The sequence below is a fragment of the Actinoallomurus iriomotensis genome, assembly GCF_030269445.1.
Lineage (GTDB): Bacteria > Actinomycetota > Actinomycetes > Streptosporangiales > Streptosporangiaceae > Actinoallomurus > Actinoallomurus iriomotensis.
The window spans coordinates 36,116-59,438 of the sequence record NZ_BSTJ01000017.1; the positions used below are offsets into that span (position 1 = coordinate 36,116).

Annotated in this window: 20 protein-coding genes; 17 read left to right on the plus strand and 3 right to left on the minus strand. The window is 71.4% G+C overall.

The genetic code is table 11. The features are described from left to right. Window positions 1–42: 42 nt before the first annotated feature. The 6 genes from ssd (at window position 43) to QSK37_RS46135 (ending at window position 6,201) form a co-directional block, all read left to right on the plus strand. A complete protein-coding gene (ssd, locus tag QSK37_RS46110; RefSeq protein ID WP_285634828.1) occupies window positions 43–1,119 on the plus strand; it encodes a septum site-determining protein Ssd in 1,077 nt (358 codons plus the stop codon). Window positions 1,120–1,215: 96 nt separating this feature from the next. After that, the gene (locus QSK37_RS46115; protein WP_285634831.1) at window positions 1,216–2,370 is read left to right on the plus strand and encodes a TadA family conjugal transfer-associated ATPase; all 1,155 of its coding nucleotides are present in this window, start codon (window positions 1,216–1,218) and stop codon (window positions 2,368–2,370) included. Between the two features lie 454 nt (window positions 2,371–2,824). Continuing rightward, complete coding sequence (locus QSK37_RS46120; RefSeq protein ID WP_285634834.1) at window positions 2,825–3,541, plus strand: type II secretion system F family protein; 717 nt, start codon at window positions 2,825–2,827, stop codon at window positions 3,539–3,541. Window positions 3,542–3,989: 448 nt separating this feature from the next. Continuing rightward, window positions 3,990–4,730, plus strand: a complete 741-nt coding sequence (locus QSK37_RS46125; RefSeq protein ID WP_285634836.1) for a type II secretion system F family protein — start codon at window positions 3,990–3,992, stop codon at window positions 4,728–4,730. A gap of 296 nt (window positions 4,731–5,026) precedes the next feature. Beyond that, window positions 5,027–5,218, plus strand: a complete 192-nt coding sequence (locus QSK37_RS46130) for a DUF4244 domain-containing protein (protein WP_285584512.1) — start codon at window positions 5,027–5,029, stop codon at window positions 5,216–5,218. A 569-nt stretch (window positions 5,219–5,787) separates the two neighbouring features. Then, a complete protein-coding gene (locus QSK37_RS46135; protein ID WP_285635349.1) occupies window positions 5,788–6,201 on the plus strand; it encodes a TadE family type IV pilus minor pilin in 414 nt (137 codons plus the stop codon). A 28-nt stretch (window positions 6,202–6,229) separates the two neighbouring features. On the opposite strand, the gene QSK37_RS46140 is transcribed toward QSK37_RS46135, so the two are convergent. Further along, window positions 6,230–6,379 carry a hypothetical protein gene (locus QSK37_RS46140; RefSeq protein WP_285634839.1) on the minus strand — a complete coding sequence of 50 codons (150 nt, stop codon included), beginning with the start codon at window positions 6,377–6,379 and terminating at the stop codon, window positions 6,230–6,232. A 262-nt stretch (window positions 6,380–6,641) separates the two neighbouring features. On the opposite strand from QSK37_RS46140, the gene QSK37_RS51565 reads away from it, so the two are divergent. From QSK37_RS51565 to QSK37_RS46150, 3 genes are all read left to right on the plus strand, one after another. Further along, window positions 6,642–7,037 carry an Rv3654c family TadE-like protein gene (locus tag QSK37_RS51565; RefSeq protein ID WP_349498048.1) on the plus strand — a complete coding sequence of 132 codons (396 nt, stop codon included), beginning with the start codon at window positions 6,642–6,644 and terminating at the stop codon, window positions 7,035–7,037. A gap of 310 nt (window positions 7,038–7,347) precedes the next feature. Next, a complete protein-coding gene (locus tag QSK37_RS46145; protein WP_285634842.1) occupies window positions 7,348–8,532 on the plus strand; it encodes a hypothetical protein in 1,185 nt (394 codons plus the stop codon). A 560-nt stretch (window positions 8,533–9,092) separates the two neighbouring features. Beyond that, complete coding sequence (locus tag QSK37_RS46150; protein WP_285634844.1) at window positions 9,093–9,887, plus strand: SDR family NAD(P)-dependent oxidoreductase; 795 nt, start codon at window positions 9,093–9,095, stop codon at window positions 9,885–9,887. An 84-nt stretch (window positions 9,888–9,971) separates the two neighbouring features. Here QSK37_RS46150 and QSK37_RS46155 read toward each other — a convergent pair whose 3' ends face one another. Next, a complete protein-coding gene (locus tag QSK37_RS46155; protein ID WP_285634847.1) occupies window positions 9,972–10,379 on the minus strand; it encodes a hypothetical protein in 408 nt (135 codons plus the stop codon). 75 nt (window positions 10,380–10,454) lie between these two features. Next, window positions 10,455–12,788, minus strand: coding sequence for a DEAD/DEAH box helicase (locus QSK37_RS46160; protein WP_432705669.1), 2,334 nt, complete (start codon window positions 12,786–12,788; stop codon window positions 10,455–10,457). A gap of 229 nt (window positions 12,789–13,017) precedes the next feature. Between QSK37_RS46160 and QSK37_RS46165 the strand changes: the two genes are divergently transcribed. From QSK37_RS46165 to QSK37_RS46200, 8 genes are all read left to right on the plus strand, one after another. Beyond that, the gene (locus QSK37_RS46165) at window positions 13,018–13,371 is read left to right on the plus strand and encodes an STAS domain-containing protein (protein ID WP_285584522.1); all 354 of its coding nucleotides are present in this window, start codon (window positions 13,018–13,020) and stop codon (window positions 13,369–13,371) included. A 7-nt stretch (window positions 13,372–13,378) separates the two neighbouring features. Further along, window positions 13,379–13,825, plus strand: coding sequence for an ATP-binding protein (locus QSK37_RS46170; protein WP_285634850.1), 447 nt, complete (start codon window positions 13,379–13,381; stop codon window positions 13,823–13,825). Window positions 13,826–14,230: 405 nt separating this feature from the next. Continuing rightward, on the plus strand, window positions 14,231–16,642 hold the full coding sequence (locus QSK37_RS46175; protein WP_285634853.1) for a sodium-translocating pyrophosphatase: 2,412 nt from the start codon (window positions 14,231–14,233) through the stop codon (window positions 16,640–16,642). 154 nt (window positions 16,643–16,796) lie between these two features. After that, window positions 16,797–16,967 (plus strand): hypothetical protein, encoded by a 171-nt coding sequence (locus tag QSK37_RS46180; RefSeq protein ID WP_285634856.1) that lies wholly within the window; start codon window positions 16,797–16,799, stop codon window positions 16,965–16,967. 154 nt (window positions 16,968–17,121) lie between these two features. Continuing rightward, on the plus strand, window positions 17,122–17,589 hold the full coding sequence (locus tag QSK37_RS46185) for a SixA phosphatase family protein (RefSeq protein ID WP_285634858.1): 468 nt from the start codon (window positions 17,122–17,124) through the stop codon (window positions 17,587–17,589). A gap of 121 nt (window positions 17,590–17,710) precedes the next feature. Further along, window positions 17,711–18,832: a S8 family peptidase gene (locus QSK37_RS46190; protein ID WP_285634861.1), complete on the plus strand. Its 1,122-nt coding sequence runs from the start codon at window positions 17,711–17,713 to the stop codon at window positions 18,830–18,832. A 102-nt stretch (window positions 18,833–18,934) separates the two neighbouring features. Further along, window positions 18,935–21,088 (plus strand): FUSC family protein, encoded by a 2,154-nt coding sequence (locus QSK37_RS46195; RefSeq protein WP_285634864.1) that lies wholly within the window; start codon window positions 18,935–18,937, stop codon window positions 21,086–21,088. A 132-nt stretch (window positions 21,089–21,220) separates the two neighbouring features. Then, entirely contained in the window at window positions 21,221–23,308 is a 2,088-nt protein-coding gene (locus QSK37_RS46200; RefSeq protein ID WP_285634867.1) for an FUSC family protein, read from the plus strand. Window positions 23,309–23,323 lie beyond the last annotated feature (15 nt).

The following is a 23,323-nucleotide window of genomic DNA, read 5'->3' on the forward strand; positions in this document are numbered from 1 at the left end:
TCGCGGACGCATCGTTGACCTCGCAGAACCGAGGGGGATGCCATGTCAGCTGCCGTTCTGATCGTCTCCGCCGACAGCGAGCTGGTCGACGACCTGCTCCGGCTCGCCGCCGCCGCCGACGTCGAGGCCCGCGTCGCCTCCGACGCCCTGGCCGCTCGATCGGCATGGCGCGACGCCGCGCTCATCGTCGCCGGCTCCGACCTGGCCGCCGAGCTGGCCGACTGCGCCCTGCCGCGCAGGCCGGGCGTCGTCGTGGCGACCGCCGACCCGGACGGCGAGATCGTCTACCGTCTCGCCGTCGACATCGGCGCGCAAGACGTCGCCGCTCTCCCCGACGCGGAGACCTGGCTGGTCGAACGCATGGCCGCCGCCACCGAGCCATCCGTCTCCGGGGCGACCACGATCGCCGTCCTGGGCGGCCGTGGCGGTGCTGGCGCCAGCGTGCTCGCGGCGGCCCTGGCGAGTTGCGGGGCGAAACGCGGGCTCCGCACGCTGCTCGTCGACGGCGACCCGCTCGGCGGCGGCATCGACCTGGTCCTGGGCGCGGAAGGCGCTCCGGGCGCCCGATGGTCCGACTACTCCGAGCGCCGAGGCCGCCTGAGCAGCACCGCCCTGCACGATTCGTTACCGGCCCGCGGGGGTCTCGCCATCCTGTCGTGGCACCGCGGAGCCGTCGAACCGGTAGCTCCGGACACCATGCGATCAGTCCTCGACGCCGGCGCCCGGGGTTTCGACCTGGTCGTCACGGACCTGCCCCGCCAGCTCACCGACGCCAGCGCCGAGGCCCTGGCCACCGCCGACATGACGCTGATCGTCGTTCCCGCCGAGGTACGAGCCGCCGTGGCCGCCGACCGCGTCGCCGACCAGGCCCGTCCCTACACCCGAGACCTCCGCCTCGTCGTGCGCGGCCCCGCGCCGGGCGGCCTCAAGCCCGGCGTCATCGCGGAGTCGCTGCGACTGCCACTGGCCGGCGTCATGTCCGCCGACCGGCGCCTGGCCGCCGCCATCGAACGCGGCGAGCCCCCGGGCACCGGCGGTCCGCTCAACGCGTTCTGCGCCCGTTTCCTCGGCGGTCTCGCCCAGGCCCGCCGCCCCCGCATCCACGACCAGGCCTCCTGATGTAGATCACCGCTCGCGCAGCCCCGACCGACGCCGAACGCCATACGCCGGCTCCACCGGACGTCGGTTGCTCTTCCCTGCCCTCGGAGGTAGCAGATGAATGACCTCACCGACGCCGTACGTGCCCGCCTCATCGGTGCCGGCGTACAGCCGACCGCCGCCCAGGTGGCCGCCGCGTTACGCGCCGAAGGCCGCATGCTGGGCGACACCGAGATCCTTTCCCTGGCCGACGAGGTACGCGCCGACCTGGTCGGCGCCGGTCCGCTCGAACCCCTCCTACGCGACCCCGGCGTCACCGACGTCCTGGTCAACGGCCCCGGCGAGGTATGGGTGGACGCGGGTGACGGTCTCCGCCTGACCCAGGTGCGCTTCGCCGACGAGTCCGCCGTACGACGTCTGGCCCAGCGCCTGGCCGCCCTGGCCGGACGCCGCCTGGACGACACCGCCCCGTACGCCGACGCCCGCCTGCCCGGCGGCATACGGCTGCACGCGGTCCTGCCCCCGATCGCGTCCGCCGGCACGACGCTGTCCCTGCGGCTGCCGAGACGCCGCGCCTTCACCCTCGACGAGCTGGTGTCTGCCGGCGCGGTCCCCGCGGCCGGAGCCGTCCTGCTCGGCGGCCTGGTGGCAGCCCGTGTCGCGTTTTTGGTCACCGGCGGCACGGGCTCAGGCAAGACGACGTTCTTGTCGTCCCTGCTCTCCCTGGCCGATCCGGGCGAGCGCCTCATCTTGGTCGAGGACTCCGCCGAGCTCCGCCCCGCCCACCCGCACGTGGTCACGCTTGAGGCCCGTCCGCCCAACGTCGAAGGCGCCGGTGGCGTCACCCTCCACGACCTCGTACGCCAGGCACTGCGCATGCGCCCCGACCGCCTGGTGGTCGGAGAGGTACGCGGACGCGAGGTGGTCGACCTGCTGGCCGCCCTGAACACGGGCCACGAGGGCGGCTGCGCCACCGTCCACGCGAACACCCCGGCCGACGTCCCCGCCCGCCTGGAGGCTCTGGCCTGCGCGGCCGGCCTCACCCGCGACGCCGTGCACAGCCAACTGTCCGCCGCCCTGGACGCCGTGATCCACCTGGTCCGCGAGCCCCCAGGCGGCCGCCGCCGCGTCGCGGAGATCTGCGTCTTCGAACGCACCGAAACCGGTCTGGTGCAGGCCGTCCCCGCAGTCCTGTTCAGCTCGGACGGCGGCACCACCCACGGCCCAGGCATGCCCAGTCTGCAAACCCGCCTCACCGGGCGCCCCCGATGACCGCCTCGGCGCCGGCTTGCACGCCCGTCCTGGCGCGGACACTGTCGCCGTCGTCCCCACCGGTGTTCCGCCTGAGGTTGAGGTTCGGGTCGGTGTCGGCGGGCGTGGTGGAGCCGTCCCCGTCGCTCTGTTCAGCTCCACAAGACTCGCCTCGTCGGATGCCTGCGGTGATCGTCTTGGCGGAGGTCTGTATGTCCGTTCCGGTAGGGGCGCAGTCGCTGTCGTCCCGTGCGGTGTTCCGCCTGAGGTTGAGGTTCGGGTCGGTGTCTGCGGGCGTGGTGGAGCCGTCCCCGCCGTCCTGTTCGGCTCGGACGGCGGCATCGTCCACGGCCCGGGCATGCCCACGTCGCGAACCCGCCTCGTCGGACGCCCGCGATGACCGCCTTGGTGGCGACCTGGATGTCCGTTTTGGCGCGTCTGTTCTCGCGGGGTGGGCGCGGTGATCGTCTTGGCGATGGCGGTGTGTGTGTTCGTCGCGGTGTGGGTGGTGTCGTTGCCGTCCCGGGCGGCGTTCCGCCTGACCGCGGTCCTCGGGTCGAGACCGGCAGGCGCCACGGGACCGGTGCCGAGCGCCGTGATCGCCCGGCTGCGAGGTACGGCCGGCTCTCTGACCGGCCGCCGAAAACGGCTGGCCGCCCGGCGTAGCGCCGTCATCGAACTCTGCGACGCCATCGCGACGGAACTCGCCGCCGGCCGCCCGGCGGCTACCGCCCTGACCTCCGCCGCCGAAGCCCTCCAGGACGTGCCGGGCCTCAGCGCCGTGACCGACGCCGCCCGGAACGGCGACGACGTGGCCGAGGCACTGATCCGAGCCTCGCAAACGCAGGGCAACGAGGCGTTACGCCTTCTCGCCGGCTGCTGGCGCATCGGCGTCGACCGAGGCGGAATGCTCGCCGCCGTCATCGACGGGCTGGCCGACTCTCTCCGCGACGAGCAGTCCCACCGCGAGGACATCGCCCTGCAATTGGCCGGTCCGCGAGCGACGGCCCGGCTCCTGGCCGTCCTACCCGCGCTCGGCCTGGCGATGGCCGCCGCCCTGGGCGCGAAGCCATGGACGTTCCTGTTCGGCTCACTGCCGGGTGCCCTCTGCCTTTGCTTGGGCGCCGCACTCGACGCCCTGGGCCTGTGGTGGACCTCCCACCTGGCCACGTCAGCGGAACACCTCCAATGACCGCCGAACCACGCACCGAGAGCACTCACATGACGACAAGCCAGGACAGGTCAGCCATCCCCTTTGGTCGCCGGGCCGCCCCACCGAGCGGCGACACCATGAAGAGGCACGGCAGCACGACGGAGCACAGCGGCACGGCCATCGCCGCTCTGCCTGCGCGGGCGAAGCGTTCGCCGTCATCGTCCTGGGGTGTCGGCCCCTGGCCCGTACAGGCCGAAACCCCATCCCGACGACGCGCTGCCGCCCTCCACTCCTCCCGTCGCGTACACCGGCCGCTCCCGAATCCGTTCCGCCGTACTCGGCATCTGATCGCACGGTCGCCTGTCGGCAGAGTCTGTCCGTGGCCGGACTTGTTCCGCCGCGCTGGCGTTCGCCGCTGGGACGCGCCGAGGGCCGACGGAGGGGGCCGGCGCCCATCGCAGGCGGGCCTGTCCCGCAAAGCCGAGCGATGACAATGGCGACGACGCTGCTGGCCGTACTCTGCTGCGGCGCCGCAGGCTTCCTGGCCGTACCCGGCAACGAGGCCACCAGGCGACTGGCCAGGATTTCTCTCACCCCGACCGCGGTCGCCGCTCAACACGGCAAACGAGACGCGCGCATGCGCTGGGCGGTCGGAGGCCTGGCCGGTTTCGTCTCCGGCTGGCTGATCGGTGGAGTCGCGGGCTGGACGGCCGGCGTTCTGATCACCGTGGGTTGCATACGCGTGCTCTCCCGCCTCGAACCCCGAGCCGTGAGGCAGCGCCGAGCCCGCATCATCTCCGAACTCCCTCTGGCGATCGACCTGCTCGCCGCATGCCTACGCGGCGGCGGTGCGTGGCACGCGTCGGTAGAGGCCGTCGCGGAAGCGGTAGGCGGCCCACTCGGCGAGGCGCTGGCAGGAGTGGCGGCCCGCGTCCGCCTGGGCGCCGATCCGGCCCGGGAATGGCTGAACCTCGCCAACGACCCCACCCTGGCCCCTCTGGGCCGAGCCGCCGCAAGAGCCGCCACCGGAGGCGCCCCGGTCGCCACGACCCTGGCCCGCCTGGCCCGCGACCAACGACGTACCGCCCGCGCCGCCGCCTCGGCCCGAGCCCGCACCGCCGGCATTCGCGCGGTCGCCCCCTTGGGCCTCTGCTTCCTCCCCGCCTTCATCCTCCTGGGGATCGTCCCGGCCATCGCCGGCATGGCCGGCAACGTGCTACTCCCCTGAGAGTCTGGCCGTGGATCCGGGGATCCGGGGATCCCCACCGAGGATCCGCCAGCCGTACCCCCCATCGGCACCACAGCGATGGACGGCCTGTTGTCGGATCGCTTACGACTGGGGTGAGCGACTCCCCAAGATCCACGTTCAGCTCCGAGCTCACCACTGGAGCTCCGCTTGTCCGGCCTACGACTTGGCCGAGGTCACCGAGTTATCCACAGAACCGCATTCATCTGGTCTGGCAGGAACAGCTCCGTCACGCTGAGTCATGGCGCTCCCGCGCCCACCACGTGAGGAGGGATCTCATGCACAAGCTGTCCGCACTGTGGCGTCGATGCCGCCACTACGGCGATCGAGGCATGTCCACCGCGGAGTACGCAGTGGGCACAGTCGCGGCCGCGGCTTTCGCCGGTGTGCTGTTCAAGATCGTAACCAGTTCGGAAGTCCGAAAGATGCTCTTAGTGATCATCCATCGAGCGCTCAACCTGGTCGGATGAGCCGATTCAGCCACGCTCGCGCCACCTCGGCTGAGTACCCCGACGCACGTGTGGCAGCCCCGACGCCTCCGTCAGGCCGACCGAGGGCCGGACAACGCCGTGCACAACGGTCCGGTGCACACCTGCCCGCCGGGGATCACCACTCACAGCCGAGCGGCGCAGGCGCACCGGCCGCAGATTATGGCCCACAGCCGTGTGGCGCAGGTCCGCCCACCGGCGACGACCGCCCACGGCTGTCCGGTGCACGCACGCCTACCAGGGTTGATCGGCGATGCGCCAGGTGCGCACGCTGCCGCTGGAGGCGCGGCAGCGGCAAGGCGGGCCGGGAATCGACGGCTTGCCCACAGCTGTGCAGTGGGGGTGTGGGCGCTGTGGGGCCGCCAGCGGTCGGGCCGCCGGTAGGCGGGCCGCGCGGCGGCGGGTGGGTCGCCGGCCGCTACGCAGCGGGCCGGTGGTCAGGGTACGTGCGCATCCGGAGTGCGTTTTCTCGGCGCCTTGGCCGAAGGGCGCGACGCGGTACGGCGACGGGTGGTCGGGGCGTCCCGCTCTTATGGGGCCAGCGTGGCTCGATTACGGCTGAGACGGCCGTCGCCTTGCCCGCGCTGGTGGTCGTCATGGCGGTCGCGTTGTGGGGTGTGAGCGCGGCGGCCGCGCAGATCGCCTGTCTCGACGCGGCGCGCGCCGGGGCGAGGGCGGCGGCACGAGGAGAGCCGCAGGCAGAGGTGCGTTCGGCGGTGCTGCGCGCCGCGCCGCCGAACGCCCGAGTCGCCCTGAGCCGCGACGAGACCACCACGAAGGTCGTCGTCCAGGCACAGGCCGATTCGCCGCTGCGAGGTCTCTTTCCCGCCTTGCAGCTCGAAGCCCAGGCCATCGCCGCCACAGAACCCCAACCGAACGACACCGGCCCGCCCGAGGACGGCGGTGCACCACCGATTCCGACCGGAGCAAAGAAGGGAGACGCCAACGTGCCGCCGGACGAGTGATCGAGACGCGTACGTGCGGGGGCGACGCTCATCGCCGATTGCGTGACCGGCCTCTCGGGGTGCCGGCCGTGGCCTTCGCGGGGGTGCCGAAGTACGCCTTCGTGTCGGTCGCGCCGTGGGTGATCGCCGTCCAGCTCGTGCCGTCGGCCGCGAACTGCAGAACGGTGGATCCGGCCATGGCAGGAGCGTTCGGTATCGCCCGCCACGCTGTGCGTCATCCGCGTGTGACCGGTCACGGCCGCCGTCCATGGCACGCGTCGGCGATGGCGGTATGCCGTGGTCCGGCGGGGGCGCAGTTCTTTCAAGATCGCTCTGAGCATTCTCAGCCGCCAGATCCCCTTCGCCGGGGGCGTCGGCCTGAGCGGCAATGGGCGACTGGCGTCTTCGGCAAGTGGGTTCGGTGTGTCCGCGGTTCTCGTCGGAGCGAGAGAGGTAGGGCGATGCGTGACCGTCGAGTGGGCGATCGGGGCTCGGGAACCGTCTGGATGCTCGCGCTGATCGGTCTGACGTGGGCGCTGGCCATGATGGCGATGACGGTCGGCGGGGTGCGTGCTGCTCGGCATCGTGCCTACGCCGCTGCGGATCTCGCGGCGCTCGCCGCCGCCTCGCACTCCGCGGACGGGCCACGGGCCGCTTGTGGCCTGGCCGCTCGTATAGCCCGGGGTTCCGGCGGCCGGCTGCGTAGATGCGTGCTGCACGGGCGGATTTCGGAGGTGATCGTCAGTTCCGGGGTGGCAAAAGTCCCGGCGCTTCGACGTCTGACCGCTACCGCGCGCGCTCGTGCCGGACCGGAGAGGCTCCCGGCGGCTGCGACCAGGCGGCACTCCGGCGGTTGACTGCTGCCGCGGGTCGGAGAGCGTTCGCGTTCGCGCGGTTCGGAGCGTTCGCGGCGTGAGTGGGGGAAATCGCGGGGGGTTCGTTACTGAGATCGACTGCGATCGTTGCATTTTGTGGGAAACCGTGACTCTATTAGAGACAGAGTCCGATAGGGTGACTATCGGCTTTCGGTGATCACTTGGTTCGCGGTCGACCGGGGGCTGATGAACCCCTCCGGCATCATGGGGCCGCCGACTCGGGGATCGGTGCTGGTCGTCTGGTGCCGCTTGGCCAGTGACGATGAAGGGTTCTCGACGAAGGGACGGCGTCGTGACGAGGGTCCGCAAGGCAGCCACGGTCGGCCTGATGACCCCGATGGCCGCCGCAGCGATCGCCGTCGGTCTCAGCCAGCCCGCGCATGCCGCCGAGTCGTGTCCGCCACTCGGGAGCGCGACCATCACGGCTCCTTCTGGGACCGTCACGGCGGGTTCGAGCGTTCACGTCGGTGCCCAGATCAGCGGCCTGATGCTGCTGAGGGCCCACTTGCAGATCTCCGGGCCCGGCCTGGACCAGCAGGTCGGCAACAGCGTCATGTCCGGCAAGATCGAGGGCGACGTCACTGTTCCCAAAGCCGGTGCCTTCACGCTGGCGGTCATCGGCAACGGCACCGGGTGCACGTACAAGACCGAGGGCTTCTCGGTGAAGGCGCGGCCATCGCCGGCGAAGTCGACGCACACCGCCGCGCCCAGCAAGACTCCCACCTCTGGCAGTGGCAGCAAGGGCAGCAACGGCACGTCGTCCGGTGCGGGTTCGCTGCCGACCGGAAACGTGGGCAACGGCGCCACGATCGGGAACAACCCGCTGAACGGCGCTTCACCGTTCAGCCTTCCGTCCGTCGCGCCCGACGGCTCCGGGCTGGGCTTCGAGTACCCCAGCCCTGAACCGCAGGTCGCTTCACCGCTGTCCCAGCCGGTCGCGCGGAACGTCTCCCAGACAACCCCGATCAAGTGGGGGCAGAGCCTCGCCATCGCGCTCGTGCTGCTGATCATCTCGGCGCACCTGGGCATGTGGTCCCGCCGCCAGCGCCTCGCCGCCGAAGGGGCACGCGCCATCGGCGGCGGCAAGCGGGCCGGCCGTGGAGGGCTGAAGGCCAAGCGCGGCAGGAGCCGGAAGGCCACCGCGACGATGGCTGCGACGGGTGTTCTCACCAAGCCGGTGGCCGATGAAGCCTCGTCGGCCGCGACGGGCTCCAGTGCGGTCGACTCTGACACACCGTCCGCCGCGCTCAAGACCACCGATGCGTCGGGCACGGCCGAAGTGGCGGAGCCGTCCGACGCCGACACGCTCGATCTCGGTGAGCCCGTCGACACCGACCAGGTGCCCGACGAGGCGGAGACCGTCGACCAGGCCAACACCACCGATGGCCAGCAGGCGGACGGCACGGCGCCGGACGGGTCCGCCTCGCGCCGCCGCGGTTCGAGCCGTGGCTACCAAGGACGCCGCCGCCGTAACTGAGCCGTCCGACACGGCCAGAGCGGTTCAATCGGACCGGCCGTGGGTGGCTCCACCGACTCGGTCGGTGAGCTGGAGGCGACGAGCTTCGGCCGGGTCATCCGAGCATGACGGGCAACGTCGTTGCAATCCGGACGCCCCGGGCCGCCTTGAGGCGCCGACCGGGCGAAAGCCCGGCTGTCGACCGGTTCCGGCGTTTCGGCAGGTGGCTGTCGGGTCGCCCAAGTGACCGGGCAGCGGGGTAGCCGCGGGCCGGTCGGTGCGGGTTTCTTGATTTCGGCCGAGGGTTGTTCAGTGCCTTTGGGCCCTGTGGTGGGTTTTAGCCAGCCGGTGCGAGGTTTCGGCCGGGGGCTGGTGAATGCCTTTGAGCCCTGAGGTGGGGTTGTAGCCAGCCGGTCCGCCGGTGCGGCCGGTTCTCCGTGCTCTGGCAAAGGCGAGCCGTGTCGGCGTACTCCTACAGATGCGTAGGCGAGTACGGATAATCGTGCAGGCTCGTGGCTGCCCGGTCGATGTGCTGGCGATCGGTGGGCTGAGTGTCGGAGGTCCTATTTAGGCTGCCAGCCATGGATCTTGAGCTCTCAGGGCGGCGCGTGCTGGTGTCGGCGAGCAGTAGTGGTATCGGCGCGGTGGTGGCTCGGCGGCTGGCCGATGAGAGATGTGCGGTGCTGGTGCATGGCCGTGACGCCGCGCGGGCCACGGAGGTCGCCGACGGGGTGCGCGCTGAGGGTGGTGAGGCTGAGGTGGTGCTGGGCGACCTCACCGACGACAAGGCCGCTGCGGAGGTGGCCGCGCGGGCCCGCTCCTGGGGCGTGGACGTACTCGTGAACAACGCAGGGCCGTTCGTCGAGCACGACTGGGACACCGTCGAGCCGTCGGCGTGGCTGGATGCGATGAACGGCAACGTCGTCTCGGCGGTGCGGCTGATTCGCGCGCTCGTACCACCGATGCGCGAGCGCGGCTGGGGGCGGATCATCAATGTGGGAAGTCGTGCGGCGACGAGCCCGTTGCCGAACATGGTGGACTACTCGGCCGCGAAGGCCGCCGTGGTCAACATGACCACCGGGCTGGCCCGTCACCTTGCCGGCTCGGGGATCACGGCGAACACCGTGAGCCCAGGTGTGATCGTCACCGAGGGCATGCGGCGGATGTTCGAGGACCGCTCGGCGGCGCAGGGCCGACGCGCATCGTGGGCCGACCTGGAGCCGCAGGTGCTGGCCGAGTACGCGCCGAACCCCAGCGGAAGGCTCGGTACCGCGGACGATGTCGCAGCCGCGGTGGCCTTTTTGGCCAGTCCGCCGGCTGGTTACATCAACGGCATCGACCTGCGCGTCGACGGCGGCATTACCCCGGTTCCGTAAAGCACGATCACCAAGCGAGGTATGTCACGGCAGCCGGCATGGTGATCACCTCTGCACGTTTTTCTGTACCAGGCGGTGGGGCTGTCAGGCGGACTGGTCGAAGAACGGGGACACCGGGTCGCGGTGGCCGGCGACCGGGATGTCGCTCGTCGTCTGGGGGACTCCGCCGCGGGCGCGGGCTCGGGCGAGTTCGCGCTGGAACTGCTGGCGTTCCATCTCCAGCGTGGTCAGCGACTCCTCATGCTCTTCCCGCAGTTCGCGAAGTTCGCGTCGGACGCGCATCGAGCGGCCCAGGGCCAGCGACGAGATCGTCAGGCCGATGACGAAGAAGATCGTGACGATGATGCCGGCGACGAAGACCTGGGCCTGCGACGTCACTCCGGGCACGTGCTGTCCGAACACGCTGAGTGTCGCCGGGGCGGTGTTCTCGGCGATGATGCCGACGGCCACGCAGACGGCGGCGCCGGCCAGGATGAGGCCCACCAAGATCATCGGACGTTATCCCCTCATCGGCGAGGAAACCGGTAAGACGTGACACCATCCAACCAAAGTGGCGATCCGGTCAAGTCATGATTCCTGGGGCGCCTGTTTCAGCAGAGCGTCGAGCAGGTCCAGCGCGCCGGCCTTGTCCAACGGCTCGTTGCCGTTGCCGCACTTGGGCGACTGGATGCATGACGGGCACCCGTGGTCGCACTCGCACGCGGCGATGACCTCGCGAGTCGAGCGCAGCCACGACGCCGCGCGCTCGTAACCGCGCTCGGCGAAGCCCGCGCCGCCCTCGTGGCCGTCGTACACGAAGACCGTCATCCGCGAGGTGTCCGGGTGCAGCGCCGTCGACACGCCACCGATGTCCCAGCGGTCGCACGTCGCGAACAGCGGCAGCAGGCCGATGGAGGCGTGTTCGGCCGCGTGCGCCGAGCCGCCCACGTCGGCGTCGCCCAGGAACGACGTGTCCGGCAGCGTCCACCACACGGCCCGCGTACGGAGTGTGCGCGGCGGCAGGGTGAGCGGCCGTTCGCCGAGCACCTGGCCGCTCGCCAGCCGCCTCATCTGGTACGACACGACCTGCTGCGTCACCTCGACCGTGCCGAAGCACAGGGTCGCCTCGCCCCACGACGTCGAGCGCAGCGTCTCGAGGATGGAGATGTCCGTGACGTCGCGCGCGGTCGTCGTGTAGTCGGGGTCGGCGGCCTCGACCAGGGCGACGGAGTCGGAGAGGTCCAGGGTCCGCACGACGTACGTCTCGCCCTGATGCAGGTAGACCGCGCCCTCGTGGACCATCGTGTGCGCGGACGGCTCGTCGACCGTGCCCAGGAGGCGTCCGGTCGGCGCCTCCACCACCTGCACCGGTGGCCCGCCCGCGCCGCGGATGTCGGCCAGCTCGCTGGCGCGCTCCCGTTTCGTCCAGAACCAGCCCGCCGGGCGGTGCCGCAGCATGCCCCGGCGTACGAGGTCGGGCAGCACCTCGGCGGCCGACGGGCCGAACATCGGCAGGTCCGCCTCGGTGAGCGGCAGTTCGGCGGCGGCGGCGCACAGGTGCGGGGCCAGGACGTACGGATTGTCGGGGTCGAGGACCGTCGCCTCCACCGGCGTGCCGAAGATCGCCGACGGGTGGTGCACGAGGTAGGTGTCGAGCGGGTCGTCGCGGGCGATGAGCACGGCGAGCGCGTCCTGGCCGGCCCGGCCGGCGCGGCCCGCCTGCTGCCACAGCGACGCGCGCGTGCCCGGCCAGCCGCAGACGATCACCGAGTCGAGCCCGGACACGTCGACGCCGAGTTCGAGGGCGTTCGTCGAGGCGAGGCCCACCAGCGACCGCGAGCGCAGGGCCTTCTCCAGCGCGCGGCGTTCTTCGGGCAGGAAGCCCGCCCGGTACGCCGCGACCTGCGCGGGCAGTGACGGCGAGATCTCGGCCAGCGCCCGTTTGGCGCCCAGCGCGACCGACTCGGCGCCGCGCCGCGAGCGTACGAAGGCCAGGGTCTGGACGTCCTCGACCACGAGGTCGGCGAGCAGGTCGGCGGCCTCGGCGGTCGCCGTACGGCGTACCGGCGCGTCGTGCTCGCCGCGCAGTTCGGTCAGCGGTGGTTCCCACAGCGCGAACGAGGTCGCGCCGCGCGGCGAGGCGTCGTCGCACACCTCCGCGACGGACACGCCCGTCAGGCGGGACGCGGCGGCGCCGGGCGAGGACGCGGTCGCCGAGGCGAGGATGAACACGGGCGTCGTGCCGTACCGCGCGCAGACCCGCCGCAGCCGCCGCAGCACCTGCGCGACGTGGGAGCCGAAGACACCGCGGTAGCCGTGGGCCTCGTCGACGATGACGTAGCGGAGGCGGCGCAGGTACGGGGCCCAACGGGCGTGTCCCGGCAGGACGGTGCGATGCAGCATGTCGGGATTGGTCAGTACGTAGTTCGCGTACTGCCGGACCCACGTGCGGTCCTCGGGGGGCGTGTCGCCGTCGAAGGTCGACGCGCGCAGCTGGGCCAGCTTGAGCCCGCGCAGCGCGCGGAGCTGGTCGGCGGCCAGCGCCTTGGTCGGCGAGAGGTAGAGGACGGCGCCGCCGTCGAACACCGCGTCGAGGGCGGGCAGCAGGTACGCCAGCGACTTGCCCGAGGCCGTACCGGTCGCGACGATCACCGAGGTGCCGTCGTGCGCGAGCTCCGCGGCGCGCACCTGGTGTTCGTAGGGACGCTCGATGCCCGCGTGGCGCAGGCGGTCGAGGAGCAGCCGGGGTGCCCACGAGGGCCACTCGGCGTGTCGTCCCTCGCGTGCCGGGACGTTCTCGACGTGGGTGATGCGCTCGCGGTTGCGCGGATCGTTCAGAAGCCGGCGCAGGACGTCGGACGTCGGCCGGGAGGGCGGCGTCCGCGTGCCGCTGGACTGCGAGGTGTCTATGGCCTGCGTCACTCCTTCTCATCGGAGCGGTTCGGCGTGTGGAGGTTTCCAGTCTGGCATCCTGGGCACAACGCTTTGAACCGCCGTCCGTGGTGCCCCCCAGGGCTCACATGAGACCCGCGGCACGTGGGGGAAGTCGCCCTGTGTGCCGATTTCGTGTAGACACGGTGGCGGAGCGTGGTTGAATCACGGCGGGGTCCCGTGCCCCGACTTTTATACGCGGTACGGCGCAGGAGGATCTGTGGACCTGAAGGTTAGCGACTACACCACTGACGATGACCTCACCGTCATCAACGTGGAGGGAGAGATCGACGTCTACACCGCGCCGAAGCTCCGCGAGAAGCTCATCGACCTGGTGAACAAGGGGAAGTACCACCTCCTCGTTGACATGGAGAAGGTGGAGTTCCTCGACTCGACCGGTCTGGGCGTCCTCGTCGGTGGCCTCAAGCGGGTGCGGGCGCACGACGGATCCCTCGAGCTCGTCTGCACGCAGGAGCGCATCCTCAAGATCTTCAGGATCACCGGCCTGACCAAGGTCTTCGGCATCTTCGACTCGGTCGACGACGCGCGAGAGAACCGCAAGAAGCAGAAGTAGGCCGGGGATGGCGCCCGAGATAGCCCCCAGGACAGCGACCGTCGAGCTCACCTTCAGCCCTCTGCCGGTGCACGTACGCACCGCGCGGCTCGTCGCCACCGCCGTCGCCCGGCGGGGCGGGGTGGAGGAGACCCTGCTCGACGAGGTACGGCTGGCGGTGGGTGAGGCCTGCTCGCGTGCGGTGGAGGCACACCAGCAACAGTGCCCCGCCGAGCCCGTCCGGGTGGAGCTGCGGGACGGGGCGGACCGTTTCGAGGTCGTGGTGACCGATCGCGTGCCCAACGACGACCCGGCCGCCGGAGGGACCCCTGAGGTCTCGCCCGACCTGGCCGAACTCAACGGCAACCTCAACCTGGGGTTCGCCGTGATCGCCGGGCTCGCCGACGATGTGAACATCTCCTCGACGCCGTCGGGTGTCGAGATAACGATGAGCTGGCCGGCCAAGAAGGATTGAGTCGCCGACGAGAGCCCCTCCGGGCCGCGCACCGCCGCGGCCCGGAGGGGCTCTTTGTGTTCGCCCGGCCACCCCCTGTAAAGGAGGTTTTCGGGTCGTGTGTATAATGTCCGTTTAAGCGGCCCAATATGATCACATTGGGTAAGGCGCATGGTCTACTGCGAATTGACTAATTTGCGAGGCGCGCGCCATTGACCTGGAAAGACGCCTTTACCTAACACCTGCAGATTAAGGTCAGGTGTAGGTGACGTCACATCTCTATCCCGATATCGTTAAGCAATCGAGCAGGCTTCTAATTCCGGCTACGCATGCGTAGACTCCCGGCACCATTGCCCGCCTGACGCGTGGTAATGGCCGGTCAGCCCTCGTAGGCGACCGGACCTAACGCCCTGTCGAGGAGGATGCATGTCTGGGCTTCATGTGCCCGCCCAGGCCAGTGCGGAATTGAATCTCGGCGGCAGCGACCTGACTCTGGTGGTCGTTGTCGGTGTGATCGCTCTGCTTGCGCTGGCCGTCGCCGGCGTCCTGGTCCGCGAGGTTCTCGCGGCGGGCCAGGGCACCGAGAAGATGCAAGAGATCGCCGGAGCGGTGCAAGAAGGTGCGCTCGCGTACCTCAAGCGCCAGTTCCGTACGGTCGGTATCTTCGTGATCCTGATTCCCTTTCTGTTGCTCCTGTTGCCGGAGCACAAATGGGGAGTAAGGATCGGTAGATCGGTCTTCTTCGTCATCGGTGCGCTGTTCTCCGGCACTACGGGATTCACCGGCATGTGGCTGGCGGTGCGCGGCAACGTCCGCGTGGCGGCGGCGGCTCGTGAGAACGGCGAGAAGCTCGCGATGCGGATCGCGTTCCGCACCGGCGGCGTCGCCGGCATGTTCACCGTCGGCCTGGGCCTGTTCGGCGCGGCCGTCGTCGTGCTCATCTACAAGGGCGACGCCCCTGCCGTGCTCGAAGGCTTCGGTTTCGGCGCCGCGCTGCTCGCGATGTTCATGCGTGTCGGCGGCGGTATCTTCACCAAGGCCGCCGACGTGGGCGCCGACCTGGTCGGCAAGGTCGAGCAGGGCATCCCCGAGGACGACCCGCGCAACGCCGCCACCATCGCCGACAACGTCGGTGACAACGTCGGTGACTGCGCCGGCATGGCGGCCGACCTGTTCGAGTCCTACGCCGTCACGCTGGTGGCGAGCCTCATCCTCGGCCGGGTCGCCTTCGGCACCGAGGGCCTGGTCTTTCCGCTGATCGTGCCGATGATCGGCGTGATCACCGCGGTGATCGGCATCTTCGCGGTGGCGCCGCGGGCCAAGGACCGCTCGGGCATGAGCGCGATCAACCGCGGCTTCTTCATCTCCGCGATCATCTCCGCGATCCTCGTGGCCGTGGCGACGTTCTGGTACCTGCCGAGCTCCTTCGCCAAGATGCACGGTGTTGATTCGCAGGTCGCCGGTGACCCGCACCTGGCCGACGTCGACCCGCGGTGGGTGGCGCTCGGTGCCGTGCTCGTCGGTATCGTTCTGGCCAGCGCGATCCAGCTGCTCACCGGCTACTTCACCGAGACCAACCGGCGCCCGGTCAAGGACGTCACCAACTCGGCCCGTACGGGCCCGGCGACGGTCATCCTGTCCGGTATCTCTCTCGGCCTCGAGTCGGCGGTCTACACGGCGCTGGTCATCGCGGCCGCCGTGTACGGCGCGTTCCTGCTCGGCTTCAGCAACACCACTCTGGCGCTGTTCGCGGTCGCGCTCGCCGGTACCGGCCTGCTGACCACGGTCGGCGTGATCGTGTCCATGGACACCTTCGGCCCGGTCTCCGACAACGCGCAGGGCATCGCCGAGATGTCCGGTGACGTCGAGGGCGAGGCCGCGAGCGTCCTGGAGAGCCTCGACGCCGTCGGTAACACGACCAAGGCGATCACCAAGGGCATCGCGATCGCGACGGCCGTGCTCGCCGCGACCGCGCTGTTCGGCTCGTTCCGTACGACGATCGAATCCGAGCTCGCGAAGGTCAACAACCCCGACCATCCGATCAAGGATGTGCAGAAGGCGCTGGGCCCGGTCTTCCGTAACTTCACCCTGAGCGTCGACAACCCGAACGTGCTGATCGGATTGATCATCGGCGCCTCGGTGGTGTTCCTGTTCTCCGGTCTGGCGATCATGGCGGTCGGCCGCGCGGCCGGACGCGTCGTGATGGAGGTGCGGAACCAGTTCCGTACCAAGCCCGGGATCATGGACTACACGGAGAAGCCGGACTACGGCCGGGTGGTCGCCATCTGCACCGCGGACGCCCAGCGCGAGCTGGCCACGCCGGCTCTGTTGGCGATCATGACGCCGATCGCGGTCGGCTTCGCACTCGGGTACGCGCCGCTGGGCGCCTACCTGGCCGGTGCAATCGCGGCGGGCGCCCTGATGGCGGTGTTCCTGTCCAACTCCGGTGGCGCGTGGGACAACGCCAAGAAGCTCGTCGAAGAGGGCAACCTCGGCGGCAAGGGCTCTGAGGCGCACTCGGCGACGGTCATCGGCGACACGGTCGGCGACCCGTTCAAGGACACCGCAGGCCCGGCGATCAACCCGCTGATCAAGGTCATGAACCTGGTCGCCCTGCTGATCGCCCAGGCGGTCGTGACGTACGCGGCGAACGACGTGCTGCGGATCATCGTCACGGTGATCGCCGTCGTGGTGATCGTCGGCGCGATCGTGATCTCCAAGCGCCGTGCGTCCTCGATCGAGGACGAGGGCGAGCCGGCCGAGGTGACCGGCGAGCCGGACGCCGAGGGAGACGCGACCGAGGCGGACGAGGAGACGGCTTCCGCCAAGGCCTCCTGACGTAGGAGCGAGCGGAAAGGGCCGGGTGGCGACACCCGGCCCTTTCGTCGTCTCCGGTCCCGTACGCCGGAGGGCGCGGGGTGGTGCCAGGCCCACCACGGAAGTGGACTTCGCCCTATCGATGGGGCCTCGGGCCGCGCCTAGCGTTTCCAGCATGAACTCCAAGAGCTCCCGTAACCGTCGTCCTCTCGCCGTCTTCGTCGCGCTCAGCGGTCTCGGGCTGCTGGGCGGTCTGGCCTCGCCCGCCGGGGCGTTCGCGGCGCACACCGTGGGCCGGCACGCCGACGTCGTGCACCAGCGTCCGGTCGGGGCCGGTACGCGATGACGGGTGGTGGACGGAACACCGTGGCGGCAAGGCAGACTGGGGGGATGCAGAACTCCCAGCCGTCCGGGGCCAAGGGCTTCGCTTTGCTCATCGGCGTGATGGTCGCGATCGTGTTGGCGATCATGGTGGTCGCCGTGCTCCTCTCGCCGCGCTGATGCCGACGCTCATCGTGCTGCGGCACGCCAAGGCGGCCTCGCCGCTCGGCACCCCCGACATCGAACGCCCGCTCGCCGGGCGGGGGCGCACCGACGCCGCCCGGGTCGGCGAGGAGCTGCGGACCGCGAGCCGCCTGCCCGACCGGGTCATCTGCTCGACCGCCCTGCGCACCCGGCAGACCCTCGACGGGCTCGCGCTCGACGCGCCCGTCGACTTCGAGTCGCGGGTGTACGACAACGACGCCGAGGAGATCCTCGGGCTGCTGCGCGAGCAGCCCGACGACCTGGGCACGCTGCTGCTGATCGGGCACAATCCCTCGATGCACCAGCTCGTGTTCGGCCTGACCGGCGGGGCGGGCGATCACTTTCCGACCGCGGCGACGGCGGTCATCGAGTTCGACGGAGCGTGGACGGACCTGTGGCCGGGCGGCGGCCGGCTGGTCTCGCTCTGGACCCCCGGCGGCTGATCTCCCGACCAGGCCATCAACCTCTCTCTTCACCGTCAGCGTGCTCGGCGATCAAGTCGGGGACGACTGTCTGTCACCACGCGCGTCCGCTGAGTCGCGCGTCAGTACGGACGGAGAGACCGTGAAGAGACTCGCCCTGTTCCTCGCCCTGCCGGTGCTCGCGACACCGCACGCCGCCGTACCCGCGACGACACCGGCGGCGGCCCATGGAGTTCCGGCCGCCGGGCAGTACATCGTGACCGTCCGTTCGGGCGGCGTGCGTCGGGCGATCACAACGGTGCCACGGACCGCGGTCACCCACGTCTACACCCGAGTCCTCAACGGGTTCTCCGCCCGGCTCGACGCGTCCCAGCTGGAGCGGCTGCGCCACGACCCCGACGTCGTCTCGGTGGTCCCGGTCGTCGCCATGCACACCCAGGACACCCAGGCCGGCGCGCCGTGGGGCCTGGACCGCATCGACGCCGCCTCCGGGCTCGACCAGCGGTACACGTTCCACCACACCGGCAAGGGCGTCACCGCGTACGTCATCGACACGGGGATCGACGCCTCCGACGCCGACTTCGGCGGCCGCGCGTCGACCGCCTACGACGCGACCGGCGGCGACGGCCGGGACTGCAGCGGGCACGGCACCCATGTCGCGGGCACGATCGGCGGCCTGACCTACGGCGTGGCCAAGGCCGTCACGCTCCGGGCCGTACGGGTCCTGGACTGCCAGGGGCAGGGCACGGACGCCGACGTGGTCGCCGGCCTGGACTGGCTGGCTCAGCACGCCCAGCGGCCCGCCGTGGCGAACATGTCCCTCGGCGGCGAGAAGTCGACGGCGGTCGACGCCGCCGCCGCGCGGCTCACCGGGTCCGGGATGTTCCTCGCGGTCGCCGCGGGCAACGGCGGCGAGGACGCCTGCGGCTACTCCCCGTCCGGCGCGTCCGGTGTGCTCGCCGTCGCGGCCTCCGACCGGGCCGACGCCTCGGCCGGTTTCAGCAACCACGGCCGGTGCGTACGGCTCTACGCGCCCGGCGTCCAGATCACCTCGGACTGGCTGGCCGGCGCGGTCAGGGCGGTCAGCGGCACGTCGATGGCGTCCCCGCACGTCACCGGGGTGGCCGCGCTGTACGAGGAGGTCGCGGGCGACGCCTCGGCGGCGACGGTCACCGCCTGGCTCACCGGGCACGCCGTGCGGAACGCGCTCAGCGGCGTGCCCGGCGACACCTCCAACACGCTGCTCAACACGGGCGGCCTGTAGGCCTTCAGCTCGTATCGACCGACGCCGGGGCTCCCACGGGACCCCGGCGTCATGTTGTATTAGACGGTGACATAACGGACGTACGAGAGGGGTCGGGTGGTCATGCGGGTCTCGTTCGCATGGCTGCGTGACACGTACTCCGAATCGGAGGGGCAGCCGGCGCCGGTCTACGGCGCGGTCGCCGCGGTCGGCATCGTCGTTCCCCTCCTGGTCGGCCTGCTGACCGGGCACGCCTCGGAGAGCGTGCTGGCCGCCCTGGGCGCGTTCTATGTCGCCATCGCCGCGCCCGGCGGGCCGTACGGCGCCCGTGCCCGTGCGCTGTTCGTCGCGGTCGCGGTCGTCACCGTCTTCACCTGGCTCGGTGGTGTGGTCAGCGGCCATCCCTGGCTCGCCGTGGCGGTCGTGCCCGTGGTCGCGACGCTCGCCTCGATGCTGCCGTGGCTGGGCGCGACCGCCACGCTGTGCACCGTGCTCGCGGTGGTCCGGCCATCGAGCAGTCCGGTGATCTTCAACGGCTTCCTGGAGATGGCCGGCGGCCTGTTCATGTCCGTGCTGCTGCTCGCGCCGTGGATCACGCATCGGCTCAGGCCGCTGCGGATGTCGCTGGCCGAGGCGGCGAACGCGGTCGCCTCCGCGCTGGACGTCCTGCCCGACCCGGGACCGGACGACGAGTGGATCCGCCGACGCGCCAAGGCGTACGAGGCGGTCCGGCAGGCACGCGTCACCTACGGGCTCTACCGTACGGGCGGGCGCGACGACCAGGAGCGCCCGCGACGTTTGATCGAGACGTTCCGGCGCGCGATGGACGAAGGGGTCGCGCTGCGCGCCACGCTCGGCGCGCTCCGCGCGGAGCCGCCGCCCGAGCAGTGGGAGCAGGAACTCCGGGTCGCGATCTCCTCCGTCGCCGCGCGGCTGCGGCTGCTCGCCGGGGCGATCGAGGTGCGCGGACAACGGCCACTCGGCGGCAGCGGCGGCGTCGCCCTGGAACGGTTCGGCCGGGCGACCGAAGAGGTGCGCCAGGACTGGCTCGCCGAGCACAGCGACCTGATCTCCACCGCGCTCCTGCTGCGGGTACGGCAGACCGTCGTCCGCATGGCCGGGGCCGTGGACCGGTCGCGGCAGATCGTCGAGCGGGGCCTGTCCTTCGGCCTGGAGGTCCCGCGCCTTCTCGAACGGCCGGAGGGCGGCTGGACGCGGCTGAAGCAGGACGTCGTGACCAGGTCGCCGGGCTTCCGGCACGCCGTACGGGTCGGCGTCGCGGTCGCGGCGACGATGGCACTCGCCACCGGGCTCAAGCTGACGTACGGCCACTGGCTGACGATCACCGTCCTGATCAGTCTGCGCGACTCCTACGGCGACACCGTGAAACGGGTGGTCAAGCGGGTCGGCGGCACCGGCATCGGCGCGATCATCGCCGCGCTTGCCCTGGCGATCGCGCCGGGGGAGCCGACGCTCGTCGCCCTGGTCTTCGTCGGCGCGGTCTTCGGCTTCACGTACCGGTCGGTCAACCACGCCTACTGGATGACGTTCGGCACGCCGATGCTCCTGCTGCTGGTCGACTTCTCCAACGCGCTGTACTGGTCGGCGGCGTGGTGGCGGATCGGTCTCACCTTCGCCGGCGGCCTGATCGCGCTGGTCGCCGCCCGCACCCTGTGGCCGACCGGCCAGCTCCGCCTGATCCCGGCGGAGCTCGCCGACCTGTTGCGCTCCCACGCCCGGCTCGTACGCGCGGTGGCCGCGCGCTTCGGCGGCGACATCGAGACCCCGATCCGACGCCGGACCGAGGACGCCGTGGCCGCCGAGACCGAACTGGAGGACACGACGAACCGCCTCGGCCGCGAGCCCATCCCGCCGGAGGACCTCCTCCGGCGGGTCCGCGAGGCCACCGCGGCCGCGCGGAGCGTCCGCGACGACCTCAAGACGCTGGTCGCGCTCGCGGAGGAGGACGTGGACCCCGGGCCGGTCGGCACGATCCTCGACCGGGTCGCCGACCACCTCGACGCCCGCGCCGACGCACTGGTGTCCGACGCCGAGCCGGAGGCCGCCCTCGACCTGGGCGGTCTGCTGGAGGAGCTCGACGACCACCTGTCCGGCCTGGATCGCCGGCGCCGCGACGAGATGTCCGGCGTCGGCATCGACCCGGTCACCACCCTGCGCCGCCTGCTGGTCCAGGCGGCGGGCGCCCGCCACGCCGTACGCTCACTCGCCGCCGACGCCGAGCGGCTGGCCGCCACCGACCACCGATTCCCGTCCTAGCCCGGCGGCGAGGGCGCGCCGGTCGGCGACGCCGAACGGCCGGTCTTACGCCGTCCGGCGGGCCCGATCGTGCACCTGGCCCATCCCGTGCTGTAGTGGACGGGACGCCACCTGTCGACGGGGGGAGCACAGGTGTCGTGGCTGCGGAGGATGTTCGCCGAGTCCGAGGGACGCGCCGCGCCCTTCTACGGGCTGGCGACCGCGGTCGGCGTCGCGACGCCCCTGGCGGTCGGCACGCTGACCGGGCACGCCGCGGACAGCGTGCCGGCCGGTCTCGGCGCCTTCTACGTCGCCTTCGCCGGACCGCGCGGACCGTACGGTGCGCGGGCCCGTTCGATGCTGGTGGCGGTCGCCGTCGTGACGGTGTTCACCTGGTTCGGCGGTCTGCTGGCCGGTCGTCCGCTGCTCGCGACGCTCCTCGTCCCGGTGGTCGCGGCGGCCGGCGCGGCGCTGCCGTGGCCCGGCCCGACGGCGGCGCTGTGCACGCTCGTCGCCGCGGTACGGCCGCCGACGAGCCCGGTGTTCGTCAACGGGGTGCTGGAGACGGCCGGTGGGCTGTGGGTCTCGGTGCTCCTGCTGGCGCCGTGGGTCGTCGACCGGCTGCGCCCGTTGCGCGGCACGCTCGCCGAGGCGGTCCGCGCGGTCGCGGACGCCGTCGAGGCGCCGGCCGAGGAATGGAGCGAACGCCGCAAGGCCGCCTACGACGCGCTGCGCCAGGCGCATTCGACGTGCGCGCTCTACGGCCGTCCCGGTGATGCCGAGCGGAACCGGCCGGGCCTGTTCGTCGATGCGCTCGACCGGGTCATGGGCGAGATCGTCGCGTCGCACTCGCTGCTCGCCGCGCTGGACCGGGAGGCCCCGCCGTCGGATGAGTGGCACGGGGAGTGGCGCGCCGCCATGGCCGCGTTCGCCGGGTGGCTGCGCGGGCTCGCCGAGGCGGTGGAGACGGGCCGTACGCCCCCGTCCCGCCCGGCCGCGGAGCTGGACCGCTTCATGCGCGCCAGCGAGCAGGTGCGGTTGGAACGGGTCGAGTCGCGGCACGACGTCATCGGGGCCGCGCTCGTGCTGCAGGTACGCCGGAGCGTCGAGCGGATCACCGACGCGGTCGAGGACGCGACCGGGATCGCGGCGCGTGGTCTGGAGGCCGGCTTCGACCTGCCGTTCCCCGGGGGACGGCCGTGGCGCATCCAACTCCCGACCGGCTCGCCCGGCCTCCGGCACGCCGCACGGGTCGGGGTGGCCATCGTGGTCGCGATGGCCCTGCAGAACGGCCTGCGCCTGCCGTACGGCTACTGGCTGCCGATCACGGTCATGTTCTGCCTGCGCGACTCCTACGGCGGCACCGTCGAGCGGACCGTCAAACGGGTCGCCGGGGCGACCGTCGGCGCGACGGGCGCCGCGGTGGCCCTGGCGGTCGCGCCGGGCCAGGCGACCCTCATGATCCTCGTCTTCGCCGGGGCCGCGATCGGCTTCGCGCTCCAGCCGGTCAACCACGCGTGGTGGATCACGTTCGCCACTCCGCTGACGATGCTGCTCATCGACTTCACCCGGCCGTTGACGTGGCAGGCGGCCGGGTGGCGCATCGCCCTCACCGTGGGCGGAGCGGTGGTCGCGCTGGCGGCCGCGCGTGCGCTCTGGCCGACCGGCGCGCTGCGGACGGCGCCCGAGCGTCTGACCCGTCTCCTCCACGCGCACGCCGAGTTGGCCCGTACGGTCGCGGAGCTGTTCGAGGGGCGGACGGACGCGCCGATCGATGATCGCCTACGGGAGGCGGCGTCGGCGGCCCGTGAGGTCGAGGAGACGGCGGTACGGCTGGCGCAGGAGCCGGCGCCGCCCGCCGAGCCGCTGCGCGGGCTCCGCGAGGCGACGGCGATCGCCCGGCGGCTGCGCGACTACGCCGCGACCCTGGCGGCGCTGGTCCGAAAGTCGCCGGTCTGCGCGGGCCCGATCCCCGCGATCCTGCGGCGGGTGGCCGACCATCTGGACGCCGAGGCCGACACCGGAGGCCTGGATCTCGGTGACCTGCTGGAAGAGCTGGACGAGTACCTGTCGCGGCTCTGCCGCCGGCGCCGGGCCGAGCTCGCGGGCGGCGCGAGAATCGACGCGGTGACGGTGCTGCGCGAGGCACTGATCGAGGTAGCGGGCGCCCGGCACGCGGTACGAGCCCTGGCGGAGGACGCGCGCCGGCTGGCCGAAGAGGGACGCGCGCTCATCGTGTGAGCGGGTCGACTTTGG